28 protein-coding genes and 2 pseudogenes are annotated in these 26865 nt (G+C 66.0%); 16 read left to right on the top strand and 14 right to left on the bottom strand.

Annotated features, from left to right (window positions below):
• Positions 1–456 precede the first annotated feature (456 nt).
• The 5 genes and pseudogenes from CDO87_RS27565 to CDO87_RS06985 all read left to right on the top strand — a co-directional run.
• Positions 457–549: pseudogene (locus CDO87_RS27565) on the top strand (IS5/IS1182 family transposase); the annotation flags it as partial.
• Between the two features lie 213 nt (positions 550–762).
• The gene (locus CDO87_RS07000; RefSeq protein WP_100928119.1) at positions 763–1380 is read left to right on the top strand and encodes a TetR/AcrR family transcriptional regulator; all 618 of its coding nucleotides are present in this window, start codon (positions 763–765) and stop codon (positions 1378–1380) included.
• A 3-nt stretch (positions 1381–1383) separates the two neighbouring features.
• Positions 1384–3483: an alpha/beta hydrolase gene (locus tag CDO87_RS06995; protein WP_100928118.1), complete on the top strand. Its 2100-nt coding sequence runs from the start codon at positions 1384–1386 to the stop codon at positions 3481–3483.
• A gap of 64 nt (positions 3484–3547) precedes the next feature.
• Positions 3548–4189 carry a DUF1326 domain-containing protein gene (locus CDO87_RS06990; RefSeq protein WP_100928117.1) on the top strand — a complete coding sequence of 214 codons (642 nt, stop codon included), beginning with the start codon at positions 3548–3550 and terminating at the stop codon, positions 4187–4189.
• 1 nt (position 4190) lies between these two features.
• Positions 4191–4967, top strand: a complete 777-nt coding sequence (locus CDO87_RS06985) for a DUF2182 domain-containing protein (RefSeq protein WP_100928116.1) — start codon at positions 4191–4193, stop codon at positions 4965–4967.
• A 33-nt stretch (positions 4968–5000) separates the two neighbouring features.
• Here the strand turns inward: CDO87_RS06985 and CDO87_RS06980 are convergent.
• The 6 genes and pseudogenes from CDO87_RS06980 to CDO87_RS06955 all read right to left on the bottom strand — a co-directional run.
• Positions 5001–5186 (bottom strand): annotated as a pseudogene (locus CDO87_RS06980) (transposase); the annotation flags it as partial.
• A 219-nt stretch (positions 5187–5405) separates the two neighbouring features.
• A complete protein-coding gene (locus CDO87_RS06975) occupies positions 5406–6518 on the bottom strand; it encodes a P1 family peptidase (RefSeq protein ID WP_100928115.1) in 1113 nt (370 codons plus the stop codon).
• On the bottom strand, positions 6515–7333 hold the full coding sequence (locus CDO87_RS06970) for an ABC transporter permease (RefSeq protein ID WP_100928114.1): 819 nt from the start codon (positions 7331–7333) through the stop codon (positions 6515–6517). Before CDO87_RS06970 ends, CDO87_RS06975 begins: the two co-directional genes overlap by 4 nt.
• Positions 7330–8217 (bottom strand): ABC transporter permease, encoded by an 888-nt coding sequence (locus CDO87_RS06965; RefSeq protein ID WP_100928113.1) that lies wholly within the window; start codon positions 8215–8217, stop codon positions 7330–7332. Before CDO87_RS06965 ends, CDO87_RS06970 begins: the two co-directional genes overlap by 4 nt.
• Positions 8214–9275 carry an ABC transporter ATP-binding protein gene (locus CDO87_RS06960; RefSeq protein WP_100928112.1) on the bottom strand — a complete coding sequence of 354 codons (1062 nt, stop codon included), beginning with the start codon at positions 9273–9275 and terminating at the stop codon, positions 8214–8216. Before CDO87_RS06960 ends, CDO87_RS06965 begins: the two co-directional genes overlap by 4 nt.
• Positions 9276–9323: 48 nt before the next feature.
• Positions 9324–10346 (bottom strand): PotD/PotF family extracellular solute-binding protein, encoded by a 1023-nt coding sequence (locus CDO87_RS06955; protein WP_100928111.1) that lies wholly within the window; start codon positions 10344–10346, stop codon positions 9324–9326.
• Positions 10347–10453: 107 nt separating this feature from the next.
• On the opposite strand from CDO87_RS06955, the gene CDO87_RS06950 reads away from it, so the two are divergent.
• The 5 genes from CDO87_RS06950 (at position 10454) to CDO87_RS06930 (ending at position 16583) form a co-directional block, all read left to right on the top strand.
• On the top strand, positions 10454–11317 hold the full coding sequence (locus CDO87_RS06950; protein ID WP_100930864.1) for a MurR/RpiR family transcriptional regulator: 864 nt from the start codon (positions 10454–10456) through the stop codon (positions 11315–11317).
• A 587-nt stretch (positions 11318–11904) separates the two neighbouring features.
• Complete coding sequence (locus CDO87_RS06945; RefSeq protein WP_100928110.1) at positions 11905–12948, top strand: pyridoxal-phosphate dependent enzyme; 1044 nt, start codon at positions 11905–11907, stop codon at positions 12946–12948.
• Entirely contained in the window at positions 12941–14104 is a 1164-nt protein-coding gene (locus tag CDO87_RS06940; protein ID WP_100928109.1) for a Xaa-Pro peptidase family protein, read from the top strand. Before CDO87_RS06945 ends, CDO87_RS06940 begins: the two co-directional genes overlap by 8 nt.
• Positions 14101–14847, top strand: a complete 747-nt coding sequence (locus CDO87_RS06935) for an aspartate/glutamate racemase family protein (protein WP_100928108.1) — start codon at positions 14101–14103, stop codon at positions 14845–14847. The genes CDO87_RS06940 and CDO87_RS06935 overlap by 4 nt, the downstream gene beginning before the upstream one ends.
• Positions 14848–14990: 143 nt before the next feature.
• Entirely contained in the window at positions 14991–16583 is a 1593-nt protein-coding gene (locus CDO87_RS06930) for a tryptophan halogenase family protein (protein ID WP_254698359.1), read from the top strand.
• Positions 16584–16699: 116 nt separating this feature from the next.
• On the opposite strand, the gene CDO87_RS06925 is transcribed toward CDO87_RS06930, so the two are convergent.
• Together CDO87_RS06925 and CDO87_RS06920 are read right to left on the bottom strand one after the other, a co-directional pair.
• Positions 16700–17404 carry a hypothetical protein gene (locus CDO87_RS06925; RefSeq protein WP_100928106.1) on the bottom strand — a complete coding sequence of 235 codons (705 nt, stop codon included), beginning with the start codon at positions 17402–17404 and terminating at the stop codon, positions 16700–16702.
• 7 nt (positions 17405–17411) lie between these two features.
• Positions 17412–17648, bottom strand: coding sequence for a hypothetical protein (locus CDO87_RS06920; protein ID WP_100928105.1), 237 nt, complete (start codon positions 17646–17648; stop codon positions 17412–17414).
• Between the two features lie 184 nt (positions 17649–17832).
• Between CDO87_RS06920 and CDO87_RS06915 the strand changes: the two genes are divergently transcribed.
• Positions 17833–18159 (top strand): hypothetical protein, encoded by a 327-nt coding sequence (locus CDO87_RS06915; protein ID WP_100928104.1) that lies wholly within the window; start codon positions 17833–17835, stop codon positions 18157–18159.
• A 153-nt stretch (positions 18160–18312) separates the two neighbouring features.
• Here the strand turns inward: CDO87_RS06915 and CDO87_RS06910 are convergent, their stop codons facing one another.
• Genes CDO87_RS06910 through puuE form a run of 3 tightly spaced genes read right to left on the bottom strand, consistent with a single transcriptional unit; the run spans position 18313 to position 21049 of the window.
• Positions 18313–18810: an ureidoglycolate lyase gene (locus CDO87_RS06910; protein ID WP_100928103.1), complete on the bottom strand. Its 498-nt coding sequence runs from the start codon at positions 18808–18810 to the stop codon at positions 18313–18315.
• Positions 18807–19640: a bifunctional allantoicase/(S)-ureidoglycine aminohydrolase gene (locus CDO87_RS06905; protein WP_100928102.1), complete on the bottom strand. Its 834-nt coding sequence runs from the start codon at positions 19638–19640 to the stop codon at positions 18807–18809. The genes CDO87_RS06910 and CDO87_RS06905 overlap by 4 nt, the downstream gene beginning before the upstream one ends.
• On the bottom strand, positions 19637–21049 hold the full coding sequence (gene puuE / locus CDO87_RS06900) for an allantoinase PuuE (protein WP_100928101.1): 1413 nt from the start codon (positions 21047–21049) through the stop codon (positions 19637–19639). Before puuE ends, CDO87_RS06905 begins: the two co-directional genes overlap by 4 nt.
• Positions 21050–21130: 81 nt before the next feature.
• On the opposite strand from puuE, the gene uraH reads away from it, so the two are divergent.
• The 5 genes from uraH to CDO87_RS06875 all read left to right on the top strand — a co-directional run bounded on the left by uraH (position 21131) and on the right by CDO87_RS06875 (position 24859).
• Positions 21131–21487, top strand: a complete 357-nt coding sequence (gene uraH, locus CDO87_RS06895; protein WP_100928100.1) for a hydroxyisourate hydrolase — start codon at positions 21131–21133, stop codon at positions 21485–21487.
• Positions 21488–21871: 384 nt separating this feature from the next.
• Entirely contained in the window at positions 21872–22345 is a 474-nt protein-coding gene (gene smpB, locus CDO87_RS06890; RefSeq protein ID WP_100928099.1) for an SsrA-binding protein SmpB, read from the top strand.
• A gap of 101 nt (positions 22346–22446) precedes the next feature.
• Positions 22447–22731 carry a hypothetical protein gene (locus tag CDO87_RS06885; protein WP_100928098.1) on the top strand — a complete coding sequence of 95 codons (285 nt, stop codon included), beginning with the start codon at positions 22447–22449 and terminating at the stop codon, positions 22729–22731.
• A gap of 92 nt (positions 22732–22823) precedes the next feature.
• Positions 22824–23675 (top strand): 3-mercaptopyruvate sulfurtransferase, encoded by an 852-nt coding sequence (gene sseA, locus CDO87_RS06880; protein WP_100928097.1) that lies wholly within the window; start codon positions 22824–22826, stop codon positions 23673–23675.
• Entirely contained in the window at positions 23675–24859 is a 1185-nt protein-coding gene (locus CDO87_RS06875) for an amino acid aminotransferase (RefSeq protein ID WP_100928096.1), read from the top strand. The genes sseA and CDO87_RS06875 overlap by 1 nt, the downstream gene beginning before the upstream one ends.
• An 81-nt stretch (positions 24860–24940) precedes the next feature.
• On the opposite strand, the gene CDO87_RS06870 is transcribed toward CDO87_RS06875, so the two are convergent.
• The 3 genes from CDO87_RS06870 to CDO87_RS06860 all read right to left on the bottom strand — a co-directional run bounded on the left by CDO87_RS06870 (position 24941) and on the right by CDO87_RS06860 (position 26853).
• Positions 24941–25276: a plastocyanin/azurin family copper-binding protein gene (locus tag CDO87_RS06870; protein WP_100928095.1), complete on the bottom strand. Its 336-nt coding sequence runs from the start codon at positions 25274–25276 to the stop codon at positions 24941–24943.
• Between the two features lie 79 nt (positions 25277–25355).
• A complete protein-coding gene (locus tag CDO87_RS06865; protein ID WP_100928094.1) occupies positions 25356–25712 on the bottom strand; it encodes an antibiotic biosynthesis monooxygenase in 357 nt (118 codons plus the stop codon).
• A 223-nt stretch (positions 25713–25935) separates the two neighbouring features.
• A complete protein-coding gene (locus tag CDO87_RS06860; protein WP_100928093.1) occupies positions 25936–26853 on the bottom strand; it encodes a glutaminase in 918 nt (305 codons plus the stop codon).
• Between the last annotated feature and the right edge of the window lie 12 nt (positions 26854–26865).

Here is a 26865-nt window from a genome sequence, read left to right as displayed (position 1 = left end):
GATGGCGCGAAGATAGTCCAGCAGGCTGCGCAGAACCGGGTCGATGTGGAAAAACGGCGGGATGTTGTCCGGATGGAGCCTTTGCTCATCGGGTGGAAGGTCCAGAACAATGAACCTGCTTTTCGTCGCAGCAGAGAAGGAATGGACCTCGCCCGCCCGCACGAAGGCGGCCGACGAGTCGTGAACATGCCCCCTTCGGGAGGCGCGCAACTCCATCTTGCCGCTGAACGGCAGGACAATCTGATGAAACTCGTGCCTGTGGTCCGGCTCGTTGGGCACGTAAGATCGGAGACTGACTCGCGGCTGCATGGCGTCGGTTGGTTTTCTGTTCACAGCTCGCTTCGACAAGGATCTGGGCTGTATGAGGATTGGAAAAACCTTTGGCAAGTCCGCATGAAACTGCTGCACGCACGAGATACGCAATTCCGGCCTTAGGTAGCAAATCTGCCGAGAGGGGAGATCACCGGGGGCCACATTGGTGATGCACCGGTCTTGCCCGGTCTGCTCAGCCAGATCCCGATTGGCGACGAGCAGGAGCATGTTCGCGCGTTCAAGCGCTGGTTTCCGTTGAGCCATCGGGCGCTGAACGATGGTCTTGCGGCAGAATAGCCCTGTATCTCAATCTGCCGCTCCCGACCGTCTATTTTAGGTCGCCCCCGTTCGCGCGCTGGGACTCGGCCGGTTATCGCACCACGGTCATGCCGGCCCTGTCCGCACCAGCCAACCATTGACTAATTCGTTCGAACGAACTAATGATGTTGAATGACCCTCTCAGCACGCGAAACCTCAAGCACACGACAATCGATCATCGACGCGGCACGCAATGTGTTGATGAGCGACGGCTATTCCGGCCTTTCGACGCGGGCGGTCGCAGTGGCCGCAAACACGCAGATGAGCCAGATCCGCTATCACTTCGGGTCGAAGGACGGACTGATCCTCGCTCTTTTCGACGACATGACGGAACGCCTGATCTCCCGGCAAAGCACGGTCTTCAATGATCCGGAGATCCCGCTGTCACGCAAATGGGCCCTCTCCTGCGACTTCCTCGACCAGGATCTCGACAGCGGCTACGTCAGGGTGCTGCAGGAGCTGATCGCGGTCGGATGGTCCAATCCGATGGTCGGTGACGCGGTGCGCGCCTCGTTCGGCCAGTTGCGGGATATGCATGTCGCCCTTGCGAAGGACCTTGCCGACCGGATCGGCGGGCTTGGCCCCTTTGACCCCGAGGATGTCGCGGCTCTCGTGGGCAGCGCGTTCATCGGCGCCGAGGCGTACCTCTTGCTGGGGCTGGAAAGCGACGCCCTTCCCATGCGCCGGGCCTTGCGGCGGGTCGGTGACCTGATCGCGCAGCACGAACCCCCAGATACAGCGAAGGAATAGGTCATGCGCGCCGCCACCCCGACCAGCGAAGGCACGATCGTTCGGGACGGGGTGACGGTGCACTATGCCATCCACGGCAACGGTCCGCGCACGCTGATGTTCCTGCCCGCGTGGCCGATTGTCCATTCGCGCGTCTACAAGGCGCAGATCCCCTACTTCGCCGACCACTTCCGGGTGATCTCGTTCGATCCGCGCGGCAACGGCCTGTCGGACCGGCCCGAGGATCCCGACGCCTATGCGCCCTCGCAGAACGTGGCCGATGCCTTGGCGATCCTCGATGCGACCGACACCGCGAAAGCGAGCCTGATCGGGCTGTCACTTGGCGGTCTCTACGCGGCGCTGATCGCGGCCCATGCACCCGAACGGGTCACGGCGCTGGTCGGCTGCGGGGCTGTCGTGCCCTTCGTGCCCCCGCACCCCCACAAGAGCGTCGACGTCGTTCGCGCGACGCCTGAGGCCCCGGAGGGTTGGGACAAGTTCAATGCCCGCTACTGGCAGACCGACTACGCCGACTTCTGCGCGTTCTTCTTCAGCCGGATGTTCTGCGAGCCGCATTCCACCAAGCAGATCGAGGACGCGCTGAGCTGGGCGGCCGACGGCAGCGGCGAGGTTCTGGCCCGCATGTCGCTGGCCGAAGACCGGGGCCCTTATCCCGCGACCGAAGAGGCCTATGGCAGGATCCGCTGCCCCTCGCTCTGGGTACATGGCGAGCGGGATGAGGTGACCCCGTGGCAGATGTCCGAGGCCGCCGCGCGCGCCACGGGGGGTGAATTCCAGCTCTGGGCCGGTGTCGGGCATGGCGCCAACGCGCGGTATCCGGCGCGGTTCAACACGCTGGTGCGCGCCTTCCTCGACCGCCATACGGGCACGCCGCCGCCGGTGAAACGGACGCGCAGCCAGCGCCCCAAGCGCGCGCTCTACCTGTCGTCGCCGATCGGACTGGGCCACGCCCGCCGCGACCTTGCCGTCACCCGAGAACTGCGCATCCTGCATCCCGATCTCGAGGTGCATTGGCTGGCACAGGATCCGGTGACCCGCTTCCTGTCCGCCCATGACGAGGTCCTGCATCCGGCCAGCGCGCGACTGGCCAACGAATCCGCACATATCGAGGCGGAATCCGGCGAACACGACCTGAACGCCTTTCAGGCGATCCGCAACATGGACGAGATCCTGATCAAGAACTTCATGGTCTTTCAGGAGGTGGTCGAGGACGGCGACTATGATCTTGTCATCGCGGACGAGGCCTGGGACGTCGATCACTACTGGCACGAACATCCCGATCTGAAGCGCGCCCCGGTCGCATGGTTCACCGACTTCGTCGGCTGGGTGCCCATCCCGGAGAATGGCGCGCGCGAGGCCTTCCTGACCGCCGACTACAATGCCGAGATGATCGGCCATGTCGAAGCCAACCCCGGTATCCGCGACCGCGCCATTTTCGTCGGAGGACCCGAGGATGTCATTCCGATGAGTTTCGGCCCGGGCCTGCCGCAGATGCGCGACTGGGTGCCCGCGCATTACGACTTCTCCGGGTACATCATCGGCCAGCATCCCACGTCCTTCGGCAGCCGCGCAGAGCTGCGCGAGAGGTTCGGGTATCGCGAGGGTGAGAAGGTCTGCATCGTGACCGTTGGCGGCTCGGGTGTCGGGGCCAGCCTGATCCGCCGGATCCTGAACGCCTATCCGATCGCCCGGTCGCGCATTCCCGAGCTTCGGATGATCTTGGTCACCGGACCGCGCCTGAACCCCGCGGCCTTCGCGCTTCCGAAAGGGGTCGAGGCGCGCGCCTTCGTCCCCGACCTCGACCGGCATCTGGCCGCATGCGATCTGGCGCTGGTGCAGGGCGGGCTGACCACCACGATGGAGCTGACAGCGGCGGGTACGCCCTTCCTCTACTTTCCGCTGAAGAACCATTTCGAACAGAACTTCCATGTCGCCCAAAGGCTTGACCGCTACAACGCCGGTCGGCGGATGATCTACGACCAGAGCGACCCGGAGCGGATCGCGCAGGCGATGGTCGAGGAACTGGCCGCTCCGCGGGCCATGCGCCCGGTCGAAGCCGACGGTGCCCGCCGCGCCGCACACATGCTGTCCGACCTTCTTTAGACCCCGGAATTTCACAAGCGAAGGATCCTGCTGCACGCCTCTCACCCCTGACCGGAGAAAACCGATGACCCCCTGGGAAATCCACGGAACCGAACTCACCAACTGCAACTGCGCCTACGGCTGCCCCTGCCAGTTCAACGCGCTGCCCACCCACGGCACATGCGAGGCGGCGATCTGCTTCCATGTCGACAAGGGCCACCACGGAGAGACGTCGCTGGACGGGCTGAACTTCGCGGCCGTCGTCAAATGGCCCGGGGCGATCCACCTCGGCGAGGGCCGCATGCAGATCGTCATCGACGAAGCGGCATCCCCGGACCAGCGCAAGGCTCTGGAACGGATCATGCGGGGCGAGGACACCGATGAGATGGCAACGATGTGGTGGGTCTACTCGATGATGTCGCCCCACAAGGAAGAGACCATTTTCAAGAAGTTCGACTATTCCTGCGATGTCGAGGCCCGGACCGGCGCAGTGCAGATCGACGGGGTCCTCGATCTGGACGCCGGCCCGATCATCAATCCCGTCACGGGTCAGCCGCACAGGGTCCGCATCGATATGGTCGGAGGGTTCGGATATGAGATCGCCGAGATGGGCAGTGCCACGACGCGGACTCACGGGCTGATCGACCTGCCCAACAACACCGACAGCTACGCGCAGTTCAACGAGTTGCACTTCAACAACCACGGGTACATCAGGGCGGCGGCCTGACATGACCGAGGCCCTGACGCCGGTGGAGCGGCTGGTTGCGCGCGACAAGCTGGTCGCGAGCGCCGCACTGACTGCCGTCATCCTTGCGAGCTGGGGCTACCTTTGGATCGGCGCCGGCATGGAGATGCCGGCGTCGATGTCCGACATGGCCATGCCGGTGACACCCGCGACATGGACGCCGGGCCTCGCGGCGACCATGTTCCTGATGTGGTGCGTCATGATGGCCGCCATGATGCTCCCCAGTGCCGCTCCGATGATCCTGCTTTATGCCGCCCTCGCCCGTCGGTCCGGCAGACACGGGTCGACGCTCTTGCTGGCGTCGGGCTATGTGCTTGTCTGGTGCGGATTCAGTCTGCTCGCGGTCCTGGCCCAGTGGATCCTCGTCCGGCAGGGTCTGGTTGAAGGGATGCGCAGCACCGCGGTATCGCTCTCCGGCGGGCTTCTTTTGATGGCCGGAGTGTATCAACTGACGCCCGCCAAGTCGGTCTGTTTGAAAAAATGCCGGTCCCCTGCGCAGGTCCTGACCCTAGGCTGGCGCCACGGCCCCGGCGGCGCATGGCAAATGGGACTTCGCCACGGTCTCTACTGCGTGGGCTGTTGCTGGGCGATCATGCTCTTGCTGTTCTGGGGTGGCGTCATGAACATCGCCTGGATCGCCGCACTGGCGGGATTTGTCCTCTTTGAAAAGCTGGTCTCGCCCCGACCCGCCCTTGATCGTCTGATCGCGTGCGTGATGATCTGCGGCGGAGGGGCCCTGATCCTTGTCGGCCTGCGCTGAGTGTCCGCGCAGCCTGCGGTTCGCAGGGAAGGTCACCGTCAGGCAGGTCTGGATCGCAGCGTCGCTGTAGCACGATTGCCGACCCCGCTTGCCGGTCGGCGGCGGTTTCCAGATCATGCCCGGGCCGAACCAGATCGTCAGGGAGCCACGCTGCTTCGGCGCATCGTTGCAGGCCGGCCAGTTCCTGGTCTTGTGGCTCGGTGGTCTAGGTCCGCTCATGCAGTCCCGGCTACCATGCTGGTTTTACGACATGACTCCTCGCCTCGATTTCCGCGACAGAGCTGCACGCCGGGAAGCCCCTGAGAAAAGCGCATCGGGTATCGCGGCGACCCTCGCCGTAAATGTTCCGAGTTCATTCCTTAGGGTCCCCCGCGGCACAGGGGCGCCTCTCCCGTTGGGATAGAGATGATCAGACCCACCGGTGCGCCGGGCCCGGGGTCAGGCGGGCTCGCGCATCAGTTTCATCATCCGCGCGGTATCGATGGCGCGGCAAATGCCCTTCGCAGGCCGGGCAAGGGGAACGTCTTCGGCGGCGCAGAGCGCATTGAGCACGGCTTCGTCCACTGCCTCGACCGCTGCCATGTAGACCGGGTCCAGCCGCTCGTCGTTGAGCGTGGTCATCTGCCGCCAGGCGCCGGAAAGCTGAGGCAAGGGCATCTCGTTGGCCGTCGAGAAGGCGAGAAATATATCGCCCGAGTTGTTGCCCCCAGGTGTGCCACCGCGCCCGATCCCGATGGCGGCCCGGCGCGACAGCCGTTCCAGCTGCCCTGGAGACAGCGGCAGGTCGGTCGCCAGCACCACGATGATCGACCCGCGTTCGGTGATCATGTCGGGAATGCGGTCTTCGGGCATCTCGGGGCCGATCCGATGGCCGGCAACGGTCAGCCACGGGCGCATCCCGTGGTTTGCCTGGACCAGCGCCCCGACGGTGAAGCCCGCGCCGTCGATGTCGAGCCGACGTGAGGACGTGCCGGTGCCGCCCTTGAACTCGTAGCAGATCATGCCCGCGCCCCCGCCCGAGTTGCCCTCGCGCACGGGGCCGGTGGCGGCGGCGTCTATGGCCTGCCGCGCCAGAGCTTCGGTGACGTGCAGCCCGTTGATGTCGTTCAGCACGCCGTCGTAGGTCTCGGCCACGACGGGCATTGCCCAGAGGTGGTTCGCTTCCCAGGTTGCGCCGTAAGTCTCGATCATCCAGCGGACTGCCGCCGTGTGGCATGGCCCGATGGCATGGGAATTCGAGATCAAGATCGGCCCGGCCAGCCAGCCGCCGTCACGCACCCAGTGCGCCCCGGTCATCTCGCCGTTGCCGTTGAGGCTGAACTGCCCGGCCCAGACGGGTTTGGGCTCGGCATCGCGCCCGCGCGGCAGGATCGCGGTGACCCCGGTCTGCACCTGGATGCCGCGGGTCGCCAAGCTTGGATCGCGCGACGAGAGCAGCTCTGCCGCGCCGACTTCGATCCCCGGCACGTCGGTGATGGCGTTGAGCGGCCCGGGCGCTCCGGGCAGCGGCACTCCCAGCGCGCGGGCGCGGGGTTTGGTCCTGCAGGTCATTTCTGGCGTCTCGATCGGAAGTAGAGGCCCGCCGCCGCGATCACGAGCGTGAACAGCAGCATCAGCGTGGCAATGGCGTTGATCTCTGGTTTGATGCCGCGGCGGAGCATCCCCCAGATGTGGATCGGCAGCGTGGTGTTGCCGGTGCCGGCGATGAAATAGGTGATCACCAGATCATCCATCGAGATGATGAAGGCCAGCAGCCACCCCCCGAGGATGCCGGGAGCGATGCCCGGCAGTGTCACCTTGCGAAAGGTCTGCGCCGGGGTGGCGCCGAGGTCCGCCGAGGCTTCCTCGACCGAGGTGTCGAATGCCGCGAGCCGGGCCGAGACGGTGACGAAGACATAGGAGATGAGGAAGGTCGACTGCCCGATGATGATCGTCATCATCGACAGGTTCATGCCGATGGTGATGAAGAAGATCAGCAGCGCAATGCCCAGCACGATGTCCGGCATGATCATCGGCACCATCATCAGCGTGCGGTAGAACCGCGCCAGCCGAAAGCGATAGCGCGCCACGCCGAGGGCAAGCGCCGTGCCAAACACCGTCGAAAGCGCCGAGGTCGAGAGCGCGACGATGAGGCTGGTCTTCACCGAGGCGTAGAGCTGTGCGGTGCTGTCGACGTAGCTGGCGCTATCGGTGACAGTGGTCTCCATCCCGAAGATCTGGCGATACCAGTCGAGGGTGAAGCCGTCCCAGATCAGCATGTTCACGGTGTTGGCATTGAACGAGTAGATCACCACCAGCAGGATCGGCGCGTAGACGAAGGCAAAGAACAACATTCCGTAGAGGGAGAGCAGTCCGCGCAGGGTCATTGTGCGGCCTCCCCCTTGCGGGCCAGGCGCAGCTGGGCGACCAGCAGGCACAGCACCGCCGCCATCACCATCATCGCCAGTGCCGAGCCGAAGGGCCAGTTGCGGGCCGAAAGAAACTGTTGCTCGATCAGGTTGCCGATCATCAGCACCTTGGCTCCGCCCAGCACGGAGGGCACGATGAAATTGCCGAGCGCCGGGATGAAGGTGATGATCGACCCGCCCACGATGCCGGGCAGGGTCGCGGGCAAGACCACCTTGAAGAAGGTTTGCAACCGCGTCGCCCCAAGATCCGCCGACGCCTCGATCTGCGCCATGTCGAGCTTTTCGATGGAGCCGTAGAGCGGCAGGAACATGAAGGGGATAAAGACGTAGGTCATGCCGAGGATCACCGCGAAATCCGTGTAGAGAAACTCGATCGGCTCGGACGTCAGTCCTGCACCCATCAACCCCTGGTTCAGGAAGCCGGTCGGTCTCAGGATCAGCACCCATGCAAAGAGGCGCACGATGAGGCTGACGAAGAAGGGCAGGGTGACGAGGAAGATCGCGAAATCGCGCAGCCCCGGGCGCATCCGGCTGATCCAGAACGCGGCGGGATAACTGATGACGAGGCTCGCCAGCACGGTCAGCGCCGCGAGTTTCAGCGAGCGCAGGAAGATCGCGATGTACACCGGGTCGAAGCGGTCGTAGCGCGTGTCGGCCCAGCCCAGAATGCGCCCGAAATTGAGATGGCTGAAGGTCCAGTCGACCCCACCGTAAAGACCGGGGGTCAGGAAACTGTAAATCAGCATGATCAGCAGCGGACACATGAAGAAGACGAGCAGGAACAGCGTCGGCAGACCCAGCAGGCCAATGAGCTGCATCAACTTGCGGCGCGCGAGGGTCATGGTGCGACCTCGTCGATGATGTGCAGACCCTCGGCGGCGGCGTAAAGCGTCATCTGCGCGCCAGGTGCGGGCAGGCTCTGGCCGGTACGCAGCAGGGCGCGGATCTCGCCGAAGGCGGGGGCGTGCAGCACTACCTGATGGTCGGTGCCGGTGTAGAAGGTCTCGCGCAGGGTGCCGGTCAGGCTAAGCGATGGCCCGGCGGGGGCGGTCAGCGACAGCGCCTCCGGGCGCAGCAGCAATGTGGCCGAACCGGGGGCGCGGGGCGCGGCGAAGGTCTGGCCGTCGACAAGTTGCGCGGTCCGCCCGTCGCATCGTACAGGCAAAAGATTGCTTTCGCCGACGAAATCGGCGGTGAAAAGGTTCGCCGGGCGCTGGTAAAGCTCGGTCGGTGCGCCGATCTGCTGAATGCGGCCATGCGCCAGAACCGCAATGCGGTCGGACATGGTCAGCGCTTCCTCCTGATCATGGGTCACGAAGATGAAGCCGATGCCCAGTTCACGCTGCAGCGCCTTCAGCTCCTGCTGCATCTTCTGGCGCAGGTTCTTGTCGAGCGCCGAAAGCGGCTCGTCGAGCAGCAGCAGCTTCGGCTTTGCCGCCAACGCCTGAGCCAGCGCGACGCGTTGTTGCTGGCCGCCGGACAGCTGCGAGATGCTCCGCTTGTCCAGTCCCGACAGACCCACGAGGTCGAGCATCTCGCCAACGCGGGTCCGGATCTCGCGCTTGTCCTTCCCGGCGATCTCGAGCGCGTAGCCGACGTTGCGTCCAACGCTCATGTGGCCGAAGAGCGCATAGCGCTGAAACACGGTGTTCACGGGTCGGCGGTGCGCAGGTTTCTGCGTGACCGCCTGTCCGTCGATCACGACATCGCCGGAGTCGAGGCTCTCGAAGCCATTGATGGTGCGCAGCAGCGTGGTCTTGCCGCAGCCCGAGGGGCCGAGCAGCGTGACGAATTCGGAGCTTGCGAGCCGCAGTGAAATTCCGTCGAGAGCGGTCAGCGTGCTGCCTTCCGGAGTACGGAACACCTTGCGGGCGTCGATGATGTCTAGGGCAGAGGGCATGGTCGTCCAATCAGGTTCGCCGGCGGGCGTTGCCCGCCGGACAAGGGGTCACTGGGAGGTTTTGATCCGCGTCCAATCGGCATTGTAGAGTTGTAGGTCGCGACCGAGATCCTTGAAGATTTCCAGCTTTTCCAACACGTCCTGCGGAGGATAGATCGTCTCGTTCGCACCGATCTCGGCGGGGATGAGCTCTTGCGCGGGCATGTTCGGCGTGCCGTTCATCTGCTGCTCCACGTTCATTGCGGCGATCTCCGGACGCAGGTAAAACTCCATGAATTTTTTCGCGTTCTCGGGGTTCGGTGCCGAGGCGAGCATGCACATGTCTTCCTGATAGAGCGTCGCGCCTTCCTCGGGGATGATGTAGTCGATGGTATCGGGGTTCTCGGCGACGAAGATGTTGGCGCCGACATACCAATGCGCCGCCGCTACATCGCCGGAGATGACCTGCGGCACGCTGTCATAAGTGAACGCGGTAACGCCCTCGATGTTGTCGATGATGTAGTCAGCGGCGCCGGCAATCTTTTCCGGTTCGGTCGCGTTGACCGAATTGCCTGTCATGATGAGGCCGATGCCGATGGTTTCGCGCAGATCGTCAAGCAGGGTGATTTTCTTGCCTTCGGCACCGAGGGCGAAGAAGTCTTCCCAGCCGTTGATGTCGCCGGCCAATTCCTTGTTGTAGACGATGCCGACGTTGCCCCAGGCGTAGGGCAGGCAGTATTCCGCGTCGGGATCGGTTTCGGCGCGGACAAACTGCGGGTCGATGTTCTCGAAACCGTGGGCGTCGCCGATGTCGGTCTTCGCCAAAAGGCCGAGCTGGAACATGATGTCGTGCATATGCACCGACGGAAAGACGATGTCGTAGCCCGTTGCACCGGCCTGGATCTTGGCCAGCATCTCCTCGTTGGAGCCGTAGGTGTCGAGCGTCACCTCGATGCCGGTCTCCTCGGTAAACGCTTCGAGCACGGCTGGATTGATGTAGTCGCCCCAATTGTAAAGCGACAGAGTCTCCTGTGCCATCGCCGCCATCGGGGACAGTATCAGCGCAGTCGTGGCAAGGTGGATCGGTTTCATGTTCAGGCTCCCTGTGCAGTTTTCGCAGTATTCTTGTTGCAGTCGAAAAATGGTTGGTTACTGTCATTTCCGTCAAATGTTATTTTTCTGTCATGTGGAGAATGCTCATGCCCAACGGCTTTTCCTCGTATGCCGAGGCCTCAATTGATGAACTAATGAGCAAGATGGAGGCGGGCCTGTCTGATCTGCCCAAGCAAGAGGCGAAGGTGGCGCAGTATTTTCTGCTTAACCGTGCGTCCATCTCTTTCGAGTCGGGCAAGGGCATCGCGCAGAAGGCCGGAGTGGCCGAGATCACCGTGGGCCGGATGCTGCGCCGCTTCGGCTGCGCGGGGCTCAAGGAGTTCAAGGCGATGCTGCGGCACCGCTACTCTATCATTGGCGAGAGCCTGCCTCGGGACACAGAACTGTCAAGCGACTGGCAGGCCCAGAGGGATGCCGAACTGCTGGCCGTCAGCACGGTTTACGGAAAGATCGACAGTCCCGGTTTCGCGGCGGCCGAGCGGTACCTGCGCCAGTCTGCCGAGGTGCACGTGACGGGCTTTCAGACCGTGCGTGGGCTGGCCGAGGACGTTGCCCGCCGCTTGGCGCTGGCGCGGCCGCGCGTGCGATTCCTGTCGGGGCATGACAGCATGCTTTCGGAATGGCTCGATCCGCTGCCTGAGGGGGGAAGCTGTTTGTTGATCATCGATGTGATTCCCTATGCTTCCGAATGCGAGACGCTGGCACGCATTGCCCGCGATCAGGGCCGCGACGTGGTGGTGGTGACGGACGAGTATTGCCACTGGGCGCATGATGTGACTGACGCGGTGATCAACACGCCGTCGAAGACCGGGCTGTTTCTTGAATCGACCCTTGGCATAACCGCAGCGACAAGCCTTCTGATCCACGCCACCGCCAGCGGGTCGGGCGCCGATCTGGCCCGCCGCATGGGCGACTGGAAGCGATTGTCACGTCAAATGCGGATCTTCTGAGCGGCGATGCGGTAGGCTTGGGCTGTTGGGCTTCGGGTAAGGCGCGATGGGGTCCGGATACTGAGCCTTGGACTGGACACCACCACAGCCACCGGGAAGCTCATGCTGAATGTCCTTGGGTAGTGGCCCAGTTCGAACGGAAAATGATGCTTGAGAGGCAGCGTGAGGGCATTCGGAAGGTCAGGTCTGCCGGACGATACAAGGGTCGTCAGCCTAACGCCCGGCGCCTCTCAGGGCGCGCACAGGAGCTCCTGAAGGAAGGCCTGAACAAGCGGAAGATCGCAGCGGAACCCGGTATCTCCGATAGGTCCGTATGCCGGATTTGCAGAAGTCAGGAACTTGCCTTTTGTTCTGCCTGTCCACTGGGGGGGCATGCTTGGTACAGTATGCCCTTCTGGTGGGCAGATGACACACGCAGTTGCAAGCCCCGGGATGTCAGGTATTTAACTATCTGATTTTATTGGGTGTGGTGAGAGCAGTAATCGCAACCAAGTCCTGCCGGGATCGCCATTCTACATCGCTGCGGTTGCGCTCTTGGCGCGGGGTGCCCATGATCGGGGGCAAGTCACCGTGGAAGGGACCTGCCTTTGCCTGAAGTTCTGACAAACCCGTGGCGTGGCAGGGGGCTCGGCCCGGCGGATGTCCTGCCGCTGGCCGAGGCTGCCGGTGTTGCGCAGCTTCTGACCTCCTGTCCCCGGCATGCGGAGACGCCCTTGCATGACGTGACGGACTTGGCCGTCCGTGTCGGAGTGGCGCGGGTCTGGGTCAAGGATGAGCGGGGGCGCATGGGGCTGGGCAGCTTCAAGGCGCTGGGGGCAGCCCATGCCATCGCGCGGGAGGCGGTGACCGCGGGCTCCGAGGATCTGCAGAAGGCGCTGATGGGCCGGACCTACGTGGCGGCGAGCGCGGGGAACCACGGTCTCTCCGTCGCCGCCGGTGCAAGGGTGTTCGGCGCGCGGGCGGTGATCGTTCTGGCCGAGACCGTGCCGGAGGCCTTTGCCGAACGGCTGCGTGACCGTGGCGCAGAGGTCCTGCGCGCCGGGATCGATTACGAGGCCAGCATGATGGCAGCAGAGCAGAGCGCGGCGGAAAAGGGCTGGACACTGCTGTCGGACAGTTCGTGGGAAGGCTACACCGGGCTGCCGCTGCGGGTCATGGAAGGCTACCTGCAGCTTGCGGCGGAGGCCGTGGCGCAGATGCCGGAGCCGCCGACCCATATCCTCTTGCAGGCCGGTGTGGGCGGGCTGGCGGCGGCCGTGGCGGTCCATGCGCGCAAAATCTGGGGCGACGCACCGCAGATCATCGTCGTGGAGCCGGCCTATGCCCCGGCACTGACGGAAAGCATCCGGGCGGGTAAATTGGTCACGGCGAACGGGCCTGTCTCCGCCATGGGGCGGCTCGACTGCAAGACGCCGTCGATGATTGCGCTGGCCGGGCTGTCGCGCGATGCGGACGCTTTCGTGACGATCACCGAGGAGGAGGCGGATGCCGGTGTCGCGGTGCTGGCGGACCTCGGCCTGGCGACGACGCCGTCGGGCGGTGCGGGGCTGGCGGCGCTGATCGCGGGGCTGGGCCTTGGGCCAGATGCGCGCGTGCTGACCATCCTCAGCGAAGGGCCGGAGGATGGCTGACCGGTCGCTGGTCTTCGACGCTGCGGAGTACCGGGGCCGCGTTGCGCGTTTGCAGTCGGCGATGGCCGCACAGGGGATCGACGCGCTGCTGCTGACCGCTGCGGCGGACGTGTTCTATGTCACCGGTTTCCTGACCCGCTTCTGGGAGAGCCCGGCGCGGCCATGGTTCGTCGTGGTGCCCGTTGATGGCGATCCGGTGGCGGTGATCCCCTCCATCGGGGCGGACCTGATGGCGCGCACGTGGATGGAGGACATCCGGACGTGGGATGCGCCCTGTCCCGGAGACGACGGGGTTTCGCTGTTGGCGGCGACCCTGTGTGACCTCGTGCCGGGGACCGGACGGATCGGCGTGCCCATGGGGCTGGAAACGCACCTGCGGATGCCGCTCACGGATTACGCGCGGGTGTCGGCGGCCATCGCACCGCGCCGCTTCGTCGACGGGACGGAGGTCGTGCAGCGGGTGCGGGAGGTCAAGAGCGCGGCGGAGGTCGAGAAGATCCGGGCAAGTTGTGCCATTGCCGGGCGTGCCTTCGACCGGGTGTCGGAGATTGCCGGACAGGGTCGGCCGCTCGACGCGGTGTTCCGCGACTTCCAGCGGCTGCTGCTGGAGGAGGGCGCCGACTGGGTGAGCTATGTCGCGGGCGCGGCGGGTCCGGACGGGTATGCCGACGTGATCTCGCCTGCAGGGCCCGAGCCGATGGTGCCGGGCGACGTGCTGATGCTGGACACGGGCGCTGTGCGGGACGGCTACTTCTGCGATTTCGACAGGAATTATGCGGTGGGCGCGCCCTCCGATGCAGTGCGGCGGGTGCATGAGGCGTTGTGGCAGGCGACGGAGGATGCGCTGGACCGGCTGCGGCCCGGGATGCTGGCAAGCGACGCGCACCGGATCCTGTCGGACGGGCTGACGGCGCGCGGGGTGGCGCCAGGCGGCGGGCGGCTGGGGCATGGGCTGGGCGTGACGCTGACGGAGTGGCCTTCGTTCACGCCGCTGGACGACACCGCATTGCGCGAAGGCATGGTCCTGACGCTGGAACCGGGCGCATGGGTCGTGCCGGGCCGGATGCTGGTGCACGAGGAGAACATCGTGCTGCGCGCGGACGGGCCGGAGCTGCTGTCGCCGCGCGCGCCCGAAGAGCTGCCGGTGCTGACATGAGGGGCTTTCCCTACGATCTGGATGAGCCGCCGCGCGGTGTGCTGGGCCTGATCTCGCTGCACGTGGATGAGACGGTGGAGGCCGATCTGCGCCGCTACCTGCCCGCGACGGGGGCCAGGCTGCACGTCACGCGGCTGCGGTCCGGCGACACGCTGACACCGGGCAGCATCGCGGGCATGAAGGTGGGGCTGACCGCCGCGGCGCAGCTTCTGCCCCCCGCGGCGCACTTCGACGTGATCGCCTATGCCTGCACCTCCGGCACGGCGCTGCTGGGGGCGGAGGAGGTGCACGGACAGGTCGCGGCGGGCGCCACGACCGCCGCGGTGACCGACCCGCTGACGGCGGGGCTGGCGGCCTTGCATGCGCTGGGGCTGCAGCGGATCGGCGTGGTCTCACCCTACGTGGCGGACGTGTCGGAGCCACTCTGCGCCGCCTTCGATGCAGGCGGCGTGGCGGTGACGCGGACCTTGTCCTTCGGCGAAGAGGAGGAGGCGCGGGTGGCGCGGATTGCGCCTGCCTCGATCGCGGCGGCGGCGCGCGAGGTGGCGCGGGGCGGCGGCATCGACGGGCTGTTCCTGTCCTGCACGAACCTGCGTACGGCGGACCTGCTGGGACCGCTGACGGCGGAACTGGGTCTGCCGGTGCTCGCCTCGAACCAGGTGCTGGCGTGGCACATGCTGAAACTGGCCGGCCTCCCCGCACCCGATACGCTGCCGCTGCCGGACGGCCTTCGGCAGGGGTGATTGGCAACGGGGGCGGCGCCGGTCCCGGCGTCAGCTCTTGTGGCCTTTGGGATACGCGCACTGCAGATGTGCCCCCTCGTGCTGGCGCGGGGCCCCGGCGGCTGTATTCTGTCGCTCCACATAACATCTGCGGGATGCACAGCATGGCGGAGCCGGTCACATCGATCACTGTTGTCGGGGGCGGCACGGCCGGTTGGCTGGCAGCAACCTATCTGCGCAGCAAGTGCGCGCCGAAGATCGCGATCACGCTGATCGAATCGCCCAACGTGCCGACCGTCGGCGTGGGCGAGGCGACTGTCCCGCACATGCCGGTGACGCTGCGCGAGATGGGCATCGACGACAAGGAGTTCTTCCGGCGCTGCAACACGTCCTTCAAGATGGGCGTGATGTTCCGCGGCTGGAACGTCGATCACAAGGGGCGGCCCTTCGACTACATGAACCCCTTTGCGCCGCCGCCAAAGATCGACGGGGTCGAGGTCGGGCATTACTTCCAGGCGTTCGGCGCGGGCCGGCGGGATTACATCCAGTCGTTTTCGCCGCTGATGGACCTGCTCGACGCGGGCAAGGGCCCGCTGTCCTTCAACGCGGCGAACGACCCGATGCCGCGCGCGGGCTACGCCTATCACCTCGACGCGGGCGCCTTTGCGAAGATGCTGGCGGAGGTCGGCGTGGCACGCGGGGTGGAGCATGTGCTGGACGATGTGGACGGGGTCGAACTGGATGACACGGGCCATGTCGCGGCGCTGAAGCTGCGGCAGACGGGGCGGCGGCCCGTGCAGCTTGTCATCGACTGCACCGGCTTCAAGGGGCTGGTGATCCGCGAGGCGCTGGGCGAGCCGTTCGAGAACTACTCCGATTACCTCGCCAACGACCGGGCCATGGCGCTGCCGATCCCGCATCCGGATCCGGAAAGGCTGCCGGCGGCCACGTCCTCCACCGCGCTTGGCGCCGGGTGGAGCTGGGCCGTGCCGCTCTACCACCGGATCGGGACGGGCTATGTCTATTCCAGTGCGCACCGGACGGATGACGCCGCACGGGATGAGTTCCTGGCGCACCTGGGCGACCGCGCGCCGAAGGGGGCAGAGCCGCGGGTGATCCCGATGCGCATCGGGCGGATGCGGCGTGCGTGGGTGAAGAACTGCATCGCGCTGGGGCTGTCCGGCGGCTTTATCGAGCCGCTGGAATCGACCGCGATCCACATGATCGACATGGGGATCCGCTGGCTGCTGCAGTACTTCCCCAGCCAGGATTACGAGGAATCGACGCGCGCCGCCTACAACCGCTGCGCCGACGAGATGTACAACGAGGTGCGCGATTTCATCTGCCTGCACTACCGGCTCGGCAACCGGACGGACACGGACTACTGGCGCGATGCGCGCGGGCTGAAGATCTCGGACCGGCTGGAGGGCTGGCTGGACCTCTGGCAGCGGCAACTGCCGGTGGAGATGGACATCGGTCGGGCGAACCTCTTCGATCACAACACCTTCCAGGCGGTGCTTCTGGGCAAGCGGGTCTACGAGAACGGCTGGGGCGCGGCGCGCCTGAACCGCTCTTTCGCCCTGTCCGAGAAACGCTGGAAAGGGTTCCTGCGCGACAGTGCGGCTCGGAACATGGCGGTCGTGAAGGTGAAGGCCGATCACCGCCGCGCGCTGCGGGTGCTGCGCGGAGAGGCGAAGGATGGCGCGGTGACGCGGCAGACGCTGGGGGTGGTGGCCGACGAGGCTGTGCTGTTCTGACTGTCCTGAGGGTGGCGGCGCAAAGCCCCGCCCTACATCGGGTTGCGCCCGGTCCCGCGCGGCATGTGGGGATCGTCGGTCGAGGGCGGCACGGCTGACAGCGTGCCTGCGCCCGGTCAGACCATCTCGATCACGCCCTTGTCGATGGCGAGGACGTAACCGCGGCGGGCGATGTTCTTGACCAGCAGTTCCGACACGATCTGGTTGCCCAGCCCGTCGCGCAGCCGCTTGATGCGGGTGGCGCCGGCGGCTTCCTCGCAGTCGGCCTCCGACTTGCCGGAGATCATCGCCTCGATCTGTGCGCCGGTCAGCATCTCGTCGTCGAGCCGCGCCTCCGCAAGGACGGAGAGCGTCTCCATCATCGCGTCGGTCAGCTTGAAGCCCATGGTGTTGAGGTAGACCGTCCGCTCCTCGCGCGAGATGATGAGCGACGAGACCTCGATCCCCGACCGTTCGATCTGGGCCATGCGGCGGTTGAGCGTGACCAGCATCACGAGGAACACGAGCGCCGCCACCAGGAGCGCCGTGGCGAAGATCAAGAGGACGAAGATGATCGTGCGGTAGCTGGCCAGCACGTCCGAGAAGGCCGTGCCCGACTGTGCCAGGATCTCCAGCAGCTTGATCTCGCCCTCGCCGGTCAGTGCGTCGTTCTCGACGAAGATCCGCTCCACCCGCGCGTTGAAGGCGTTGGCGTCGGGCAGGGTGAGGATCAGCAGCGCCCCCGTCACGGCCAGGATCGCGACGATGGCCGCGATGCCCAGAGAGACGAGGCGGCTGCCGGAACGCAGGCTTTCGAAAACGGAGACGGCAAGAGGCGGCATCGTGGCTTTATCCGGAGGTGGTTCCAAGGATCTTGAGCAGGATCCACCCCTGTGCGGCAAGCCGGGTGCGGACCTCGCGTTCGACCTGCGCGTCAGACTCGCAGGCGTCAATGACGATCGTACCATGGTCAAGCCGCAGGGGGTCGTCCTGCTTTGCCTTGTATTCCACCGAACAGGCGGCAGAGGCCAGAGCGGGCGTGAGGAGGGCGATGGCCGCAAGGGCCGGGGCGAGGATGCGTTTCATGCCTGTCACCCTGCGCCCGGTCCCGGGGAAATTCAATAACCACAAGGGTCTGGGCGGGCGGTTATCCGATAGCGGCGCGGCGTTATTGCGCGGCCCGGCAGGGGGCGGGCAGCGTGGCTGTACGAGGTTTCCCCGCCCCGGGGGCGCCACACCCACCTTGCCATGCGAAGAAAGGAATTTTCCAATGCGTCTGAAATTCGTGACCTCCATCGTCGCCGTCGGTGCGCTGATCGCCGCCCTCTCCACCGCCACCCCCGCTGCCGCGCGCAACAATGACGGCGCCAAATTGCTGTTCGGAACGGCGGCGACGCTGCTCCTCCTCAACGAGTTGGCCAAGCAGAACAACAAGGGCCACAAGCCGCGCGCCTACATCCAGACCGACCGCTCGCCGCGCTACGATCGCGGTCATCGCGATGGCCGCTACGACCGCGGGCCGAGCCGCCATCACCGCTATTACCAGCAACGCAAGGGAGGTCGCCAGTACTGGGACCGCCGCCACCACCGTCACTGATCCTGAATGGCCGGAGCTTCGCGCGGGGTGATCCCCTCTCGATCGCAAGGCTCCGTTGTCGGGCAGTCCCCCCATCCTGTCCCGGGGGGCATGGGGTGCGCAGGTCGCACCCCCTGGAAAAGGGCCCTTCGCGGGGCCCTTTTTCGCGTGGTGTCACATGGAGGCGGGGGCAATCAGGACGGGCTGGTCCAGCCAGTGTTCCTGAAGGTTCGGCGTCTCGCCAATGCGGTCCACCACAGCGAAGAGGCCGGGCGCGTACAGCGGCGTCAGGACGCCATGCCACGTGCCGCGGTGAAAGTTCACGCCCTGCCCGGCAGAGGCGAGGAAGGCGTGGATCGGTCCCGGCACATCCCCGGCCTCTGCCACGATCACCAGCCAGGGATGGCTGTGCATCGGCAGGAAGGCCTGCGAGCCTTCCGGGTGACATTCCACCATCTCCAGCTTGTAGGGCAGGGTGCGCGGTTCGGCGTCGAAGACCGAGACGCCCGCCCGTCCCCCGGGGCCGAAGTCCAGCGCGGCGCGGTCGTGGAAGCGGCCGCATTTGCCCTGGTTTATGACCTTGTCCGGCGCGCCCTGCGCCTCGAGCACGTCGCCGAAAGGGGCGAAGGCCTGGGAGGTCAGCGGGTGGGCTTGGATGGTCGGCAGGGTCATGGCCGTGCTCCGGGCAGGGTGAGGCTGACGTGGCGGTTCACGTCCTTGTAAAGCAGGTAGCGGAACGGTTCCTTGCCGGTGGCGACACAGGCCTGCGGGCAGAAGGCGCGCAGCCACATGAAATCGCCCGGCCCGACCTCCACCCAGTCGCGGTTCAGGAGGTAGCGGGCGGTGCCCTGAAGGACGTAAAGCCCGTGTTCCATCACGTGGGTCTCGGCAAAGGGAATGCGCCCGCCGGGACGGAAGTTCACGATGTTGACGTGGAAGTCGTAGCGCAGGTCGAAAGGATCGAAGAAGCGCTGCGTTTCCCACACGCCCACGGCATCGGGCATCGCCGCCTTGCTGATCTCCGTCTCGTGGACGACGAAGGGGGTCAGCGGGTTGAGGCTCGGCACGTTCTGGTGGCGTTTGCGGATCCAGTGGAACCCCGCCGGTGCGTCCGAGGTGTTCCAAATCTCCCAATGCGCGCCTGCGGGAATGTAGGCGAAGTGACCCGGTTGCAGGTCCTCCCGCGCGCCGCCGATGGAGATGCGCAGCGTCCCGAAGGCGACGAAGATCGCGGCCTGCGCCTCCCTGTCGGGTTCGGGATCGGCAGAGCCGCCGCCGGGCGCGAGTTCCACGGCATATTGCGCGAAGGTCTCTGCGAAGCCCGTCAGCGGACGGGCAAGGATCCAGACCTTCGCCAGAAGCCAGTCCGGCAGGAAGCTGGTGGTGATGTCGCGTTGCGTGACGGCGGGGATCACCGCGTAGGCTTCGGTGAAGACGGCGGTGCCCTGCGGGTTGATGTTCTGCCCCGGCAACCCGCCGGGAGGGAAGGCGTAGGTGGTCAAATCAGGCTCTCCAGCCGGAGGCGGGCAATGCGTTCGACCTGGCGGCACGCTTCGTCAAACTCCTGTTCATGAGAGTTGTCGATGCGGCGCTGGAAGGCGGCGAGAATGCTTTGCTTGCTGTTGTCCTTGACCGCGATGATGAACGGAAACCCTTGTTTTTCCGTATACGCGGTGTTCAGCGCCTCGAAGGTGCTGCGCTCTTCGTCGGTAAGCGCGTCGAGCCCGGCCGAGGCCTGCTCTTCCGAGCTTTCGGCGGTCAGGCGGCGGGCCTGTGCCAGTTTGCCGGCGAGGTCGGGGTGGGCGCGCAGCACCTGCAGGCGTTCCTCGGGCGTGGCGCGGCGGAAGGCCCGGGCCAACGCGTTGGCCAGACCTGCCGGACGGTCGTGGGCGGCCCCCAGCTCCATGTCGAAGGCGCGTTCGGCAACCCACGGGGAATGCTCGTAAATTCCGCCGAAGGTGCCGACGAAGGTCTCTCGGTCCATCTGCGACGGGCGAGGACGGTGGACCGGCGGATGGGTCTCGGCCCAGTGGCGCGCGATGTCGATGCGGCGGGCGACCCAGACGTCGTCGAACTGCTGGATGTGGTCGAGGAAGCGCATCAGACCGGCGATCTTGCCCGGGCGCCCGATCAGGCGGCAGTGCAGGCCGATGCTCATCATCGCGGGCTTGCCGGCGTGGCCCTCGGCGCGCAGCACGTTGAAGGCGTCGGTCAGGTATTCCTCGAAATCGTGGCCGGTGACCCAGCCCGGCGCGCCCGCGAACCGCATGTCATTGGCTTCGAGCGTGTAGGGAATGATCAGCTGATCGCGCCCGTGGACCTGTTTCCAGTAGGGCAGATCGTCATCGTAGGTGTCTGAAATATAGGCGAATTGCCCGGTCTCCGCGACAAGCTCGACGGTGTTCATGGAGCAGCGCCCGGTGTACCAGCCCTGCGGCGCCTCGCCGGTGACTTCGGTGTGCAGGCGGATGGCCTCGGCGATCTGGGCGCGCTCTTCCTCCGCGGGCATGTCGCGGTGTTCGATCCACTTCATCCCGTGCGAGGCGATCTCCCATCCGGCGTCCTTCATCGCTTCCACCTGCTCGGGCGAGCGGGCGAGGGCAGAGGCCACGCCGTAGATGGTAAGCGGCAGATTTCGCTGGGTAAAAAGCCTGTGCAGCCGCCAGAAGCCGGCGCGCGATCCGTATTCGTAGATCGACTCCATGTTCCAGTGCCGCATGCCCGGCCAGGGCTGTGCGCCGGGGATGTCGGAGAGGAAGCCTTCGGACCCTCCGTCGCCATGCAAGACGTTGTTTTCGCCGCCTTCTTCGTAGTTCAGGACGAATTGCACGGCGATCTTCGCACCGCCCGGCCAGCGGGCGTCGGGGCGGTCGGGGCCGTAACCGATCATGTCTCGGGTGTAGCGGGTCATCTTGACGGGACCTTCGGAATGTCTTGCAGTCCCCCTCAGAAGCGCCAAACCGGCGGGATTTGCAAGAGGAGGGCCCGAGATATGGCCGAAGGGTTCCTGACAACCCACGTTCTGGACACGGCGCGCGGGCTGCCCGCCAAGGGCGTCGCGATCACCCTATATCGTATCGAGGGCAAGGAGCGCCACGAGATCTGCCGTGTCGTGACCAATGACGACGGGCGCACCGACAGTCACATCCTGCCCAAGGAGGATTTCCGCACCGGCACTTACGAACTGGTTTTCGAAGCCGGTGCCTATCTGCGCGCCACCGGGCAGGCAGGGGCGGAACCGCTGTTTCTGGACGAGGTGCCGATCCGTTTCGGCATGTCGGAGGACACGCATTACCACGTCCCGCTGCTGATCTCGCCCTTCGCCTTCTCGACCTACCGGGGCAGCTGAGGGCCCTGAGTCGGGTGTGAAGATCCGTTAAGGTTCATGCAGCGCGCGCCCGGGTTGACGGAGCGCGCGCTCCCCACATCTGGGGCCCCGGCGCGGGCGTTCCGCAAGGATGGCACCCGATCTTCACCAAGATGAAGTTCCGTTACCGACGAACCGGCCGTTCCGGGGTGCCGAACCGGCCGGTTGGTAACCTTTTGCCCCGGATCACGGCGATGTGTGGTTAACGACGCGGATTTTCCTGCCCGATGGTCTGGCGCGGGACGCCGTGACAGGGACCGTACCACGGCGCATGGGCGCACCGGCCAGCCCGGGGCAGAGAGGCTGTGGGGAGGCGCGCATCACGCAACTGGACAGCGGCCGCTCGGACGCCTATCTACAACGCCCATGGCCAAGAAACCCGACCAGAGTCCGAACTACAAGGTGATCGCCGAAAACCGGCGGGCGCGGTACGATTATGCCATCGAGGACGACCTCGAGTGCGGCATCATGCTGACCGGCTCGGAAGTGAAGTCGCTGCGCGAGAACACCTCCAACATCGCGGAGAGCTATGCCGCGGTGGAGGAGGGCGAACTGTGGCTGGTGAACTCCTACATCGCGCCCTACGAACGCGCGATGTTCGGGCACGAGGAGCGGCGGCGGCGCAAGCTCCTGGCGTCGAAGCGGGAACTGGCGCGCCTGTGGAACGAGACCCAGCGCAAGGGCATGACGCTTGTGCCGCTGGTCCTGTACTTCAACCACAAGGGTATCGCGAAGATCAAGATCGGCATCGCCAAGGGCAAGAAGACCGTCGACAAGCGCGAGACCGAGGCGAAACGCGACTGGAACCGCCAGAAGCAGCGGCTGCTGAAGCAGGGCTGACCTGACGCCGGATGACCAAACGTCAACTTTTGTGCTTTTTCCTTAAACTGACATTGGATCGCTTTACGTAAACCTGAACATAACGTGTCAGGATGGATCGTATGGCGCTCTTGATCGGTTTGTTTGCGGGGGTTCTGGGTGGGATTCTGCTTGGCCTCAGGGCCGGGCATCTCAGTTTCGGGCGATGGCCGGACGGATGGTTCGGGTTGCTCGGCGGTGCGCTGGGCAGCTCTGTCCTGAACCGCATCGGCGCGCCGGAGGACAGCGGCGGTGTGGATCTTGCGATGGTGCTGGGCCAGAGTTCCGGCGGACTGGCCGGGGGCGCGGTGCTGGTGGCCGTTGCGGGGGCGGTGCGCAATGCCGCGAAGAAGGAAAACCAGAAGTAATGCGCGCCGCGGCGCCCAGCCGCTTGCATGACGTCGCGGGCTTGCCTAAGCACGTGTGGACGAAAACGGCGGGGCGAGGAGGCGCGCAAGCCATGGACGATCCGAAAGTGCTGGTGTCGACGGAATGGCTGGCCCGGCATCTGAACGATCCCGACCTGAGGGTCCTCGACGCCAGCTGGTATCTGCCGGACATGGGGCGCGACGGTAAAGCCGAATACGCCGCCGCGCATATCCCCGGCGCGCGCTACTTCGACATCGACGAGGTTTCGGATGCGCGTTCGGAGCTGCCGCACATGGCGCCGGAGCCGGAGAAGTTCATGTCGCGGATGCGGGCCATGGGCGTGGGCGACGGGCACCAGGTGGTGGTCTACGACGGCGCCGGGCTGTTTTCCGCGGCGCGGGTGTGGTGGCTGTTCAAGCTGATGGGCAAGGACGACATCGCGGTGCTGGACGGCGGTTTCCCGAAATGGCAGGCCGAGGGCCGCGAGGTCGAGGACCTGCCGCCGGTGATCCGCGACCGCCATATGACGGTGCGCCGCCAGGCCCATCTGGTTCGCGACGTGACGCAGGTCAGCGCGGCGGCAAAGCTGAAGGACCACGAGATCGTCGATGCCCGCGGCCCGGCCCGTTTCCGCGGCGAGGCGGCAGAGCCGCGCGCCGGTCTGCGGTCCGGCCATATTCCGGGCTCGAAGAACGTGCATTATGCCACCCTGCTGACGTCCGACGGCACGATGAAGGACCCCGACGCGCTGCGCGCGGTGTTCGAGGCGGCAGGCGTCGACCTGTCGAAGCCGGTCATCACCTCCTGCGGATCGGGCGTGACGGCGGCGATTGTGAACCTTGCGCTGGAGGTGCTCGGGAAGAGCGACCATGCGCTTTATGACGGGTCGTGGGCGGAATGGGGTGCCTTTCCGACGCTGCCCGTCGCGACCGGAGAGAAGTGATGTTCGAACTGCTGAAAGAGCAACCCGCAGACAAGATCCTGATGCTGATGCAGGCGTTCCGCGAGGACCCGCGCGAGCAGAAGATCGACCTGGGCGTCGGCGTCTACAAGGACGCCGAGGGCCGCACGCCGATCATGCGCGCGATCAAGACCGCCGAGAAGCAGCTTTGGGAGACCGAGACCACGAAGTCCTACACCGGGCTGGCCGGTGACGTGGGCTTTGCCGACGCGATGTTCGGCCTGCTGATGGGCGATGCGGTGCCGCGCAACTGCGTGGCGGCGGCGGCGACGCCGGGCGGCACGGGTGCGGTGCGTCAGGGCTTCGACATGATCCGCATGGCGGACCGCGAGGCGCGGGTCTTCGTCAGCGATCCGTCCTGGCCGAACCACATCACCATGCTGAAGCATCTCGAGATGCACATGCAGCCCTACCGCTACTTCGATTCCGAGACCCGGGCGGTGGATTTCGCCGGCATGATGGAAGACCTCGCCGATGCGCGGGTGGGCGACGTGGTGCTGCTGCACGGCTGCTGCCACAACCCGACCGGCGCGAACCTGAACGCGACCCAGTGGCAGGAGGTCATCGACCTGCTGCTGAAGAACGGCGCGACCCCGATGATCGACATCGCTTACCAGGGCTTCGGTGACGGTCTGGACGAGGACGCGGCCGGCCTGCGCATGGTCGTGTCGCAGATGCCCGAGGTGCTGGTGGCGGCCTCGTGCTCCAAGAACTTCGGGGTCTACCGCGAACGCACCGGCCTGTTGATGGCCGTGGCGCAGGACCCGGTGCGGCAGAAGGCCAACCAGGGGATGCTGAACCACCTCAACCGGCAGAACTTCTCGTTCCCGCCGGACCACGGGGCGCGGCTGGTGACGATGGTGCTGGACGATCCGGCGCTGCGGGCCGACTGGGAAGAGGAAGTGCGCGAGATCCGCGAGGGCGTCCTGGGTCTGCGCGAACAGCTGGCCGTCGAACTGCAGCGGCTGACCGGGTCGGACCGCTTCGGCTTCATCGCGCAGCACCGCGGCATGTTCTCGCGCCTCGGCGCCACGCCGGAGCAGGTGGAAGCGATGCGCCAGTCGCACGGCGTCTACATGGTCGGCGATTCGCGGATCAACGTGGCGGGCCTGAACGCAAAGACCGTGCCGGTCCTCGCGGAGGCGATGGTGGCTGCCGGGGTCTGACGGGCCTTCATTGGCGAACGAAAGCGGGGGGCCGGCATATGCCGCGCCCCCCGTGTCGTTTTCGGCGCAGGGCCCGGCCCGTCATTCGACGGTGATCGTGCCCTTCATCGAGGGATGGATCGCGCAGACGTAGGCGAAGGTGCCGGCGGTGTCGAAGGTGACGTCCTTGCTGTCGCCCCGGTTCAGGCGGCCGGTGTCCCAGCCGTCGCCGGTGGCGGTGTGCGGGGCGCCGTCCTCGTTCATGAAGGTGACGGTGGTCCCGGCCTTGACCGTCAGGGCGGCGGGCGCGAAGGCCATGCCCGACATGGTGACGGCGGCGCCGGCGTGGCTGGCGGCGCGGGCGGTCAGCGCGGAGACGGGCAGAAGGGTGAGGCCGGCCCCGATGCGGAGCACGGCACGGCGGTCAAACGTGGTCATGTGAAAAGTCCTTTGAAATGCGAAAATGCATCTCCAGTTCACACGGCTCCCTGCCGCCCGCCACACATTTCATACGCGATCACGCAGCCGTGTGGTCGTGCGCGGCCTTGCTGTCCACGGGCGCCTCGGCGCGTTCGGTCATGCCGTAGTCGCGCAGCACATGCGCCACGCGCAGGCGGTAGTCGGCAAAGATGCCCTTCCGCCCGGCGGATTGCGCGGCGCGGTGCTTTTCCAGCTGGCGCCAGCGTTCGACCGCGGCCTCGTCCTCGAAGAAGCTGATCGACAGGAGCTTTTCCGGGTTGGTCAGCGACTGGAAGCGTTCGACCGAGATGAAGCCTTCGACCTGTTCGACGAGCGGCCGCATGGAGGCGGCGATGTCGAGGTAGGCGTCCTTCTTGCCCTCGGCGGGGGTCACTTCGAAGATGATGGCGATCATTGGTCTGTCCCGTGCGATGTCGCGCCCAGTGTCAGGAAGGTTCGCTCTGCGCGCAAGGTGAACTTGCGGGGCTGTGTGGAAACGGCGGGGGGCGGCGGTTCGGCGTCCTTGCGGTGGAGGGCCCGGCGGCCGGGCGGACTGCCGCACCGGCGTGCGGCGCGGCCAGCCCTCCGGAGGGCCGAGGGTCAGGCGTGGACCGGCCAGCGGCCCGGAGGTTCGAGGCCTAGCCGAAGACCGACCAGCCCATGTGGTGCGCCAGCCGTTCGGCGGCGTGGCTGCCCATCCTCGAATTGCCGTAGCCGTCGAGGCCGGGCGACCAGATCGCGATGGAGGCCTGGCCCGGTGCGATCAGCAGGATGCCCCCGCCGACGCCGGACTTGGCGGGCAGGCCCACGCGGAAGGCGAAGTCGCCCGATCCGTCGTAGTGGCCGCACATCATCATCAGGGCGCTGATCCGCCGCGCCTTGAGCGGGGTCAGCATCCGCGGCGCGCCGGGCAGTTGCGCGATGACGCGGCCCGCGCGGGCGAGCTGTTCGCAGGTCATCTCGATCGCGCACTGGTGGACGTAGGTGCCCAGCGTGATCTCGGGCGGGTTGCGCAGGTTGTCGCAGGATTTCAGGTAGTGCGCGAGGGCGGCGTTGCGGTGGCCGGTGGCGGCCTCGGACCGGGCGACGGCCTTGTCGATGTGGATGTCGTCGTCCTCGGCGGCGGCGCGCAGGAAGCCCAGGATCTCGGCCAGGGTGTCCTTCGGCGCGCGGCCGGTCAGCAGCTCGTCGGTGGTGACCAGCGCGCCGGCGTTGATGAAGGGATTGCGCGGGCGGCCGTTCTCGTGCTCGAGCGCGAGGATCGAGTCGAAGCGCTGGCCGGAGGGTTCGCGCCCGACCCGCGTCCAGATCTGTTCGCCGATCCGCCCGAGCACGCAGGCGAGCGAGAAGACCTTCGACACCGACTGGATGGAGAACCGCTGGCGCGCCTGCCCGGCAGAGACCATCCCGCCCCCCGGGAGCGCCACGGCGATGCCGAACTGCGCGGGGTCGATGCGCCCGAGCTCCGGGATGTAGTCGGCCACCTGCCCCCAGTCGCCCTGCGCGCGGATGTCGAGGTCGAGGTCGGTCAGGAATGTCTTCAGGGCATCTGTCACGTGGGTCCGTCC

This window comes from Sagittula sp. P11 (assembly GCF_002814095.1).
GTDB lineage: Bacteria > Pseudomonadota > Alphaproteobacteria > Rhodobacterales > Rhodobacteraceae > Sagittula.
This window is presented reverse-complemented; position numbering and strand designations above follow the sequence as displayed.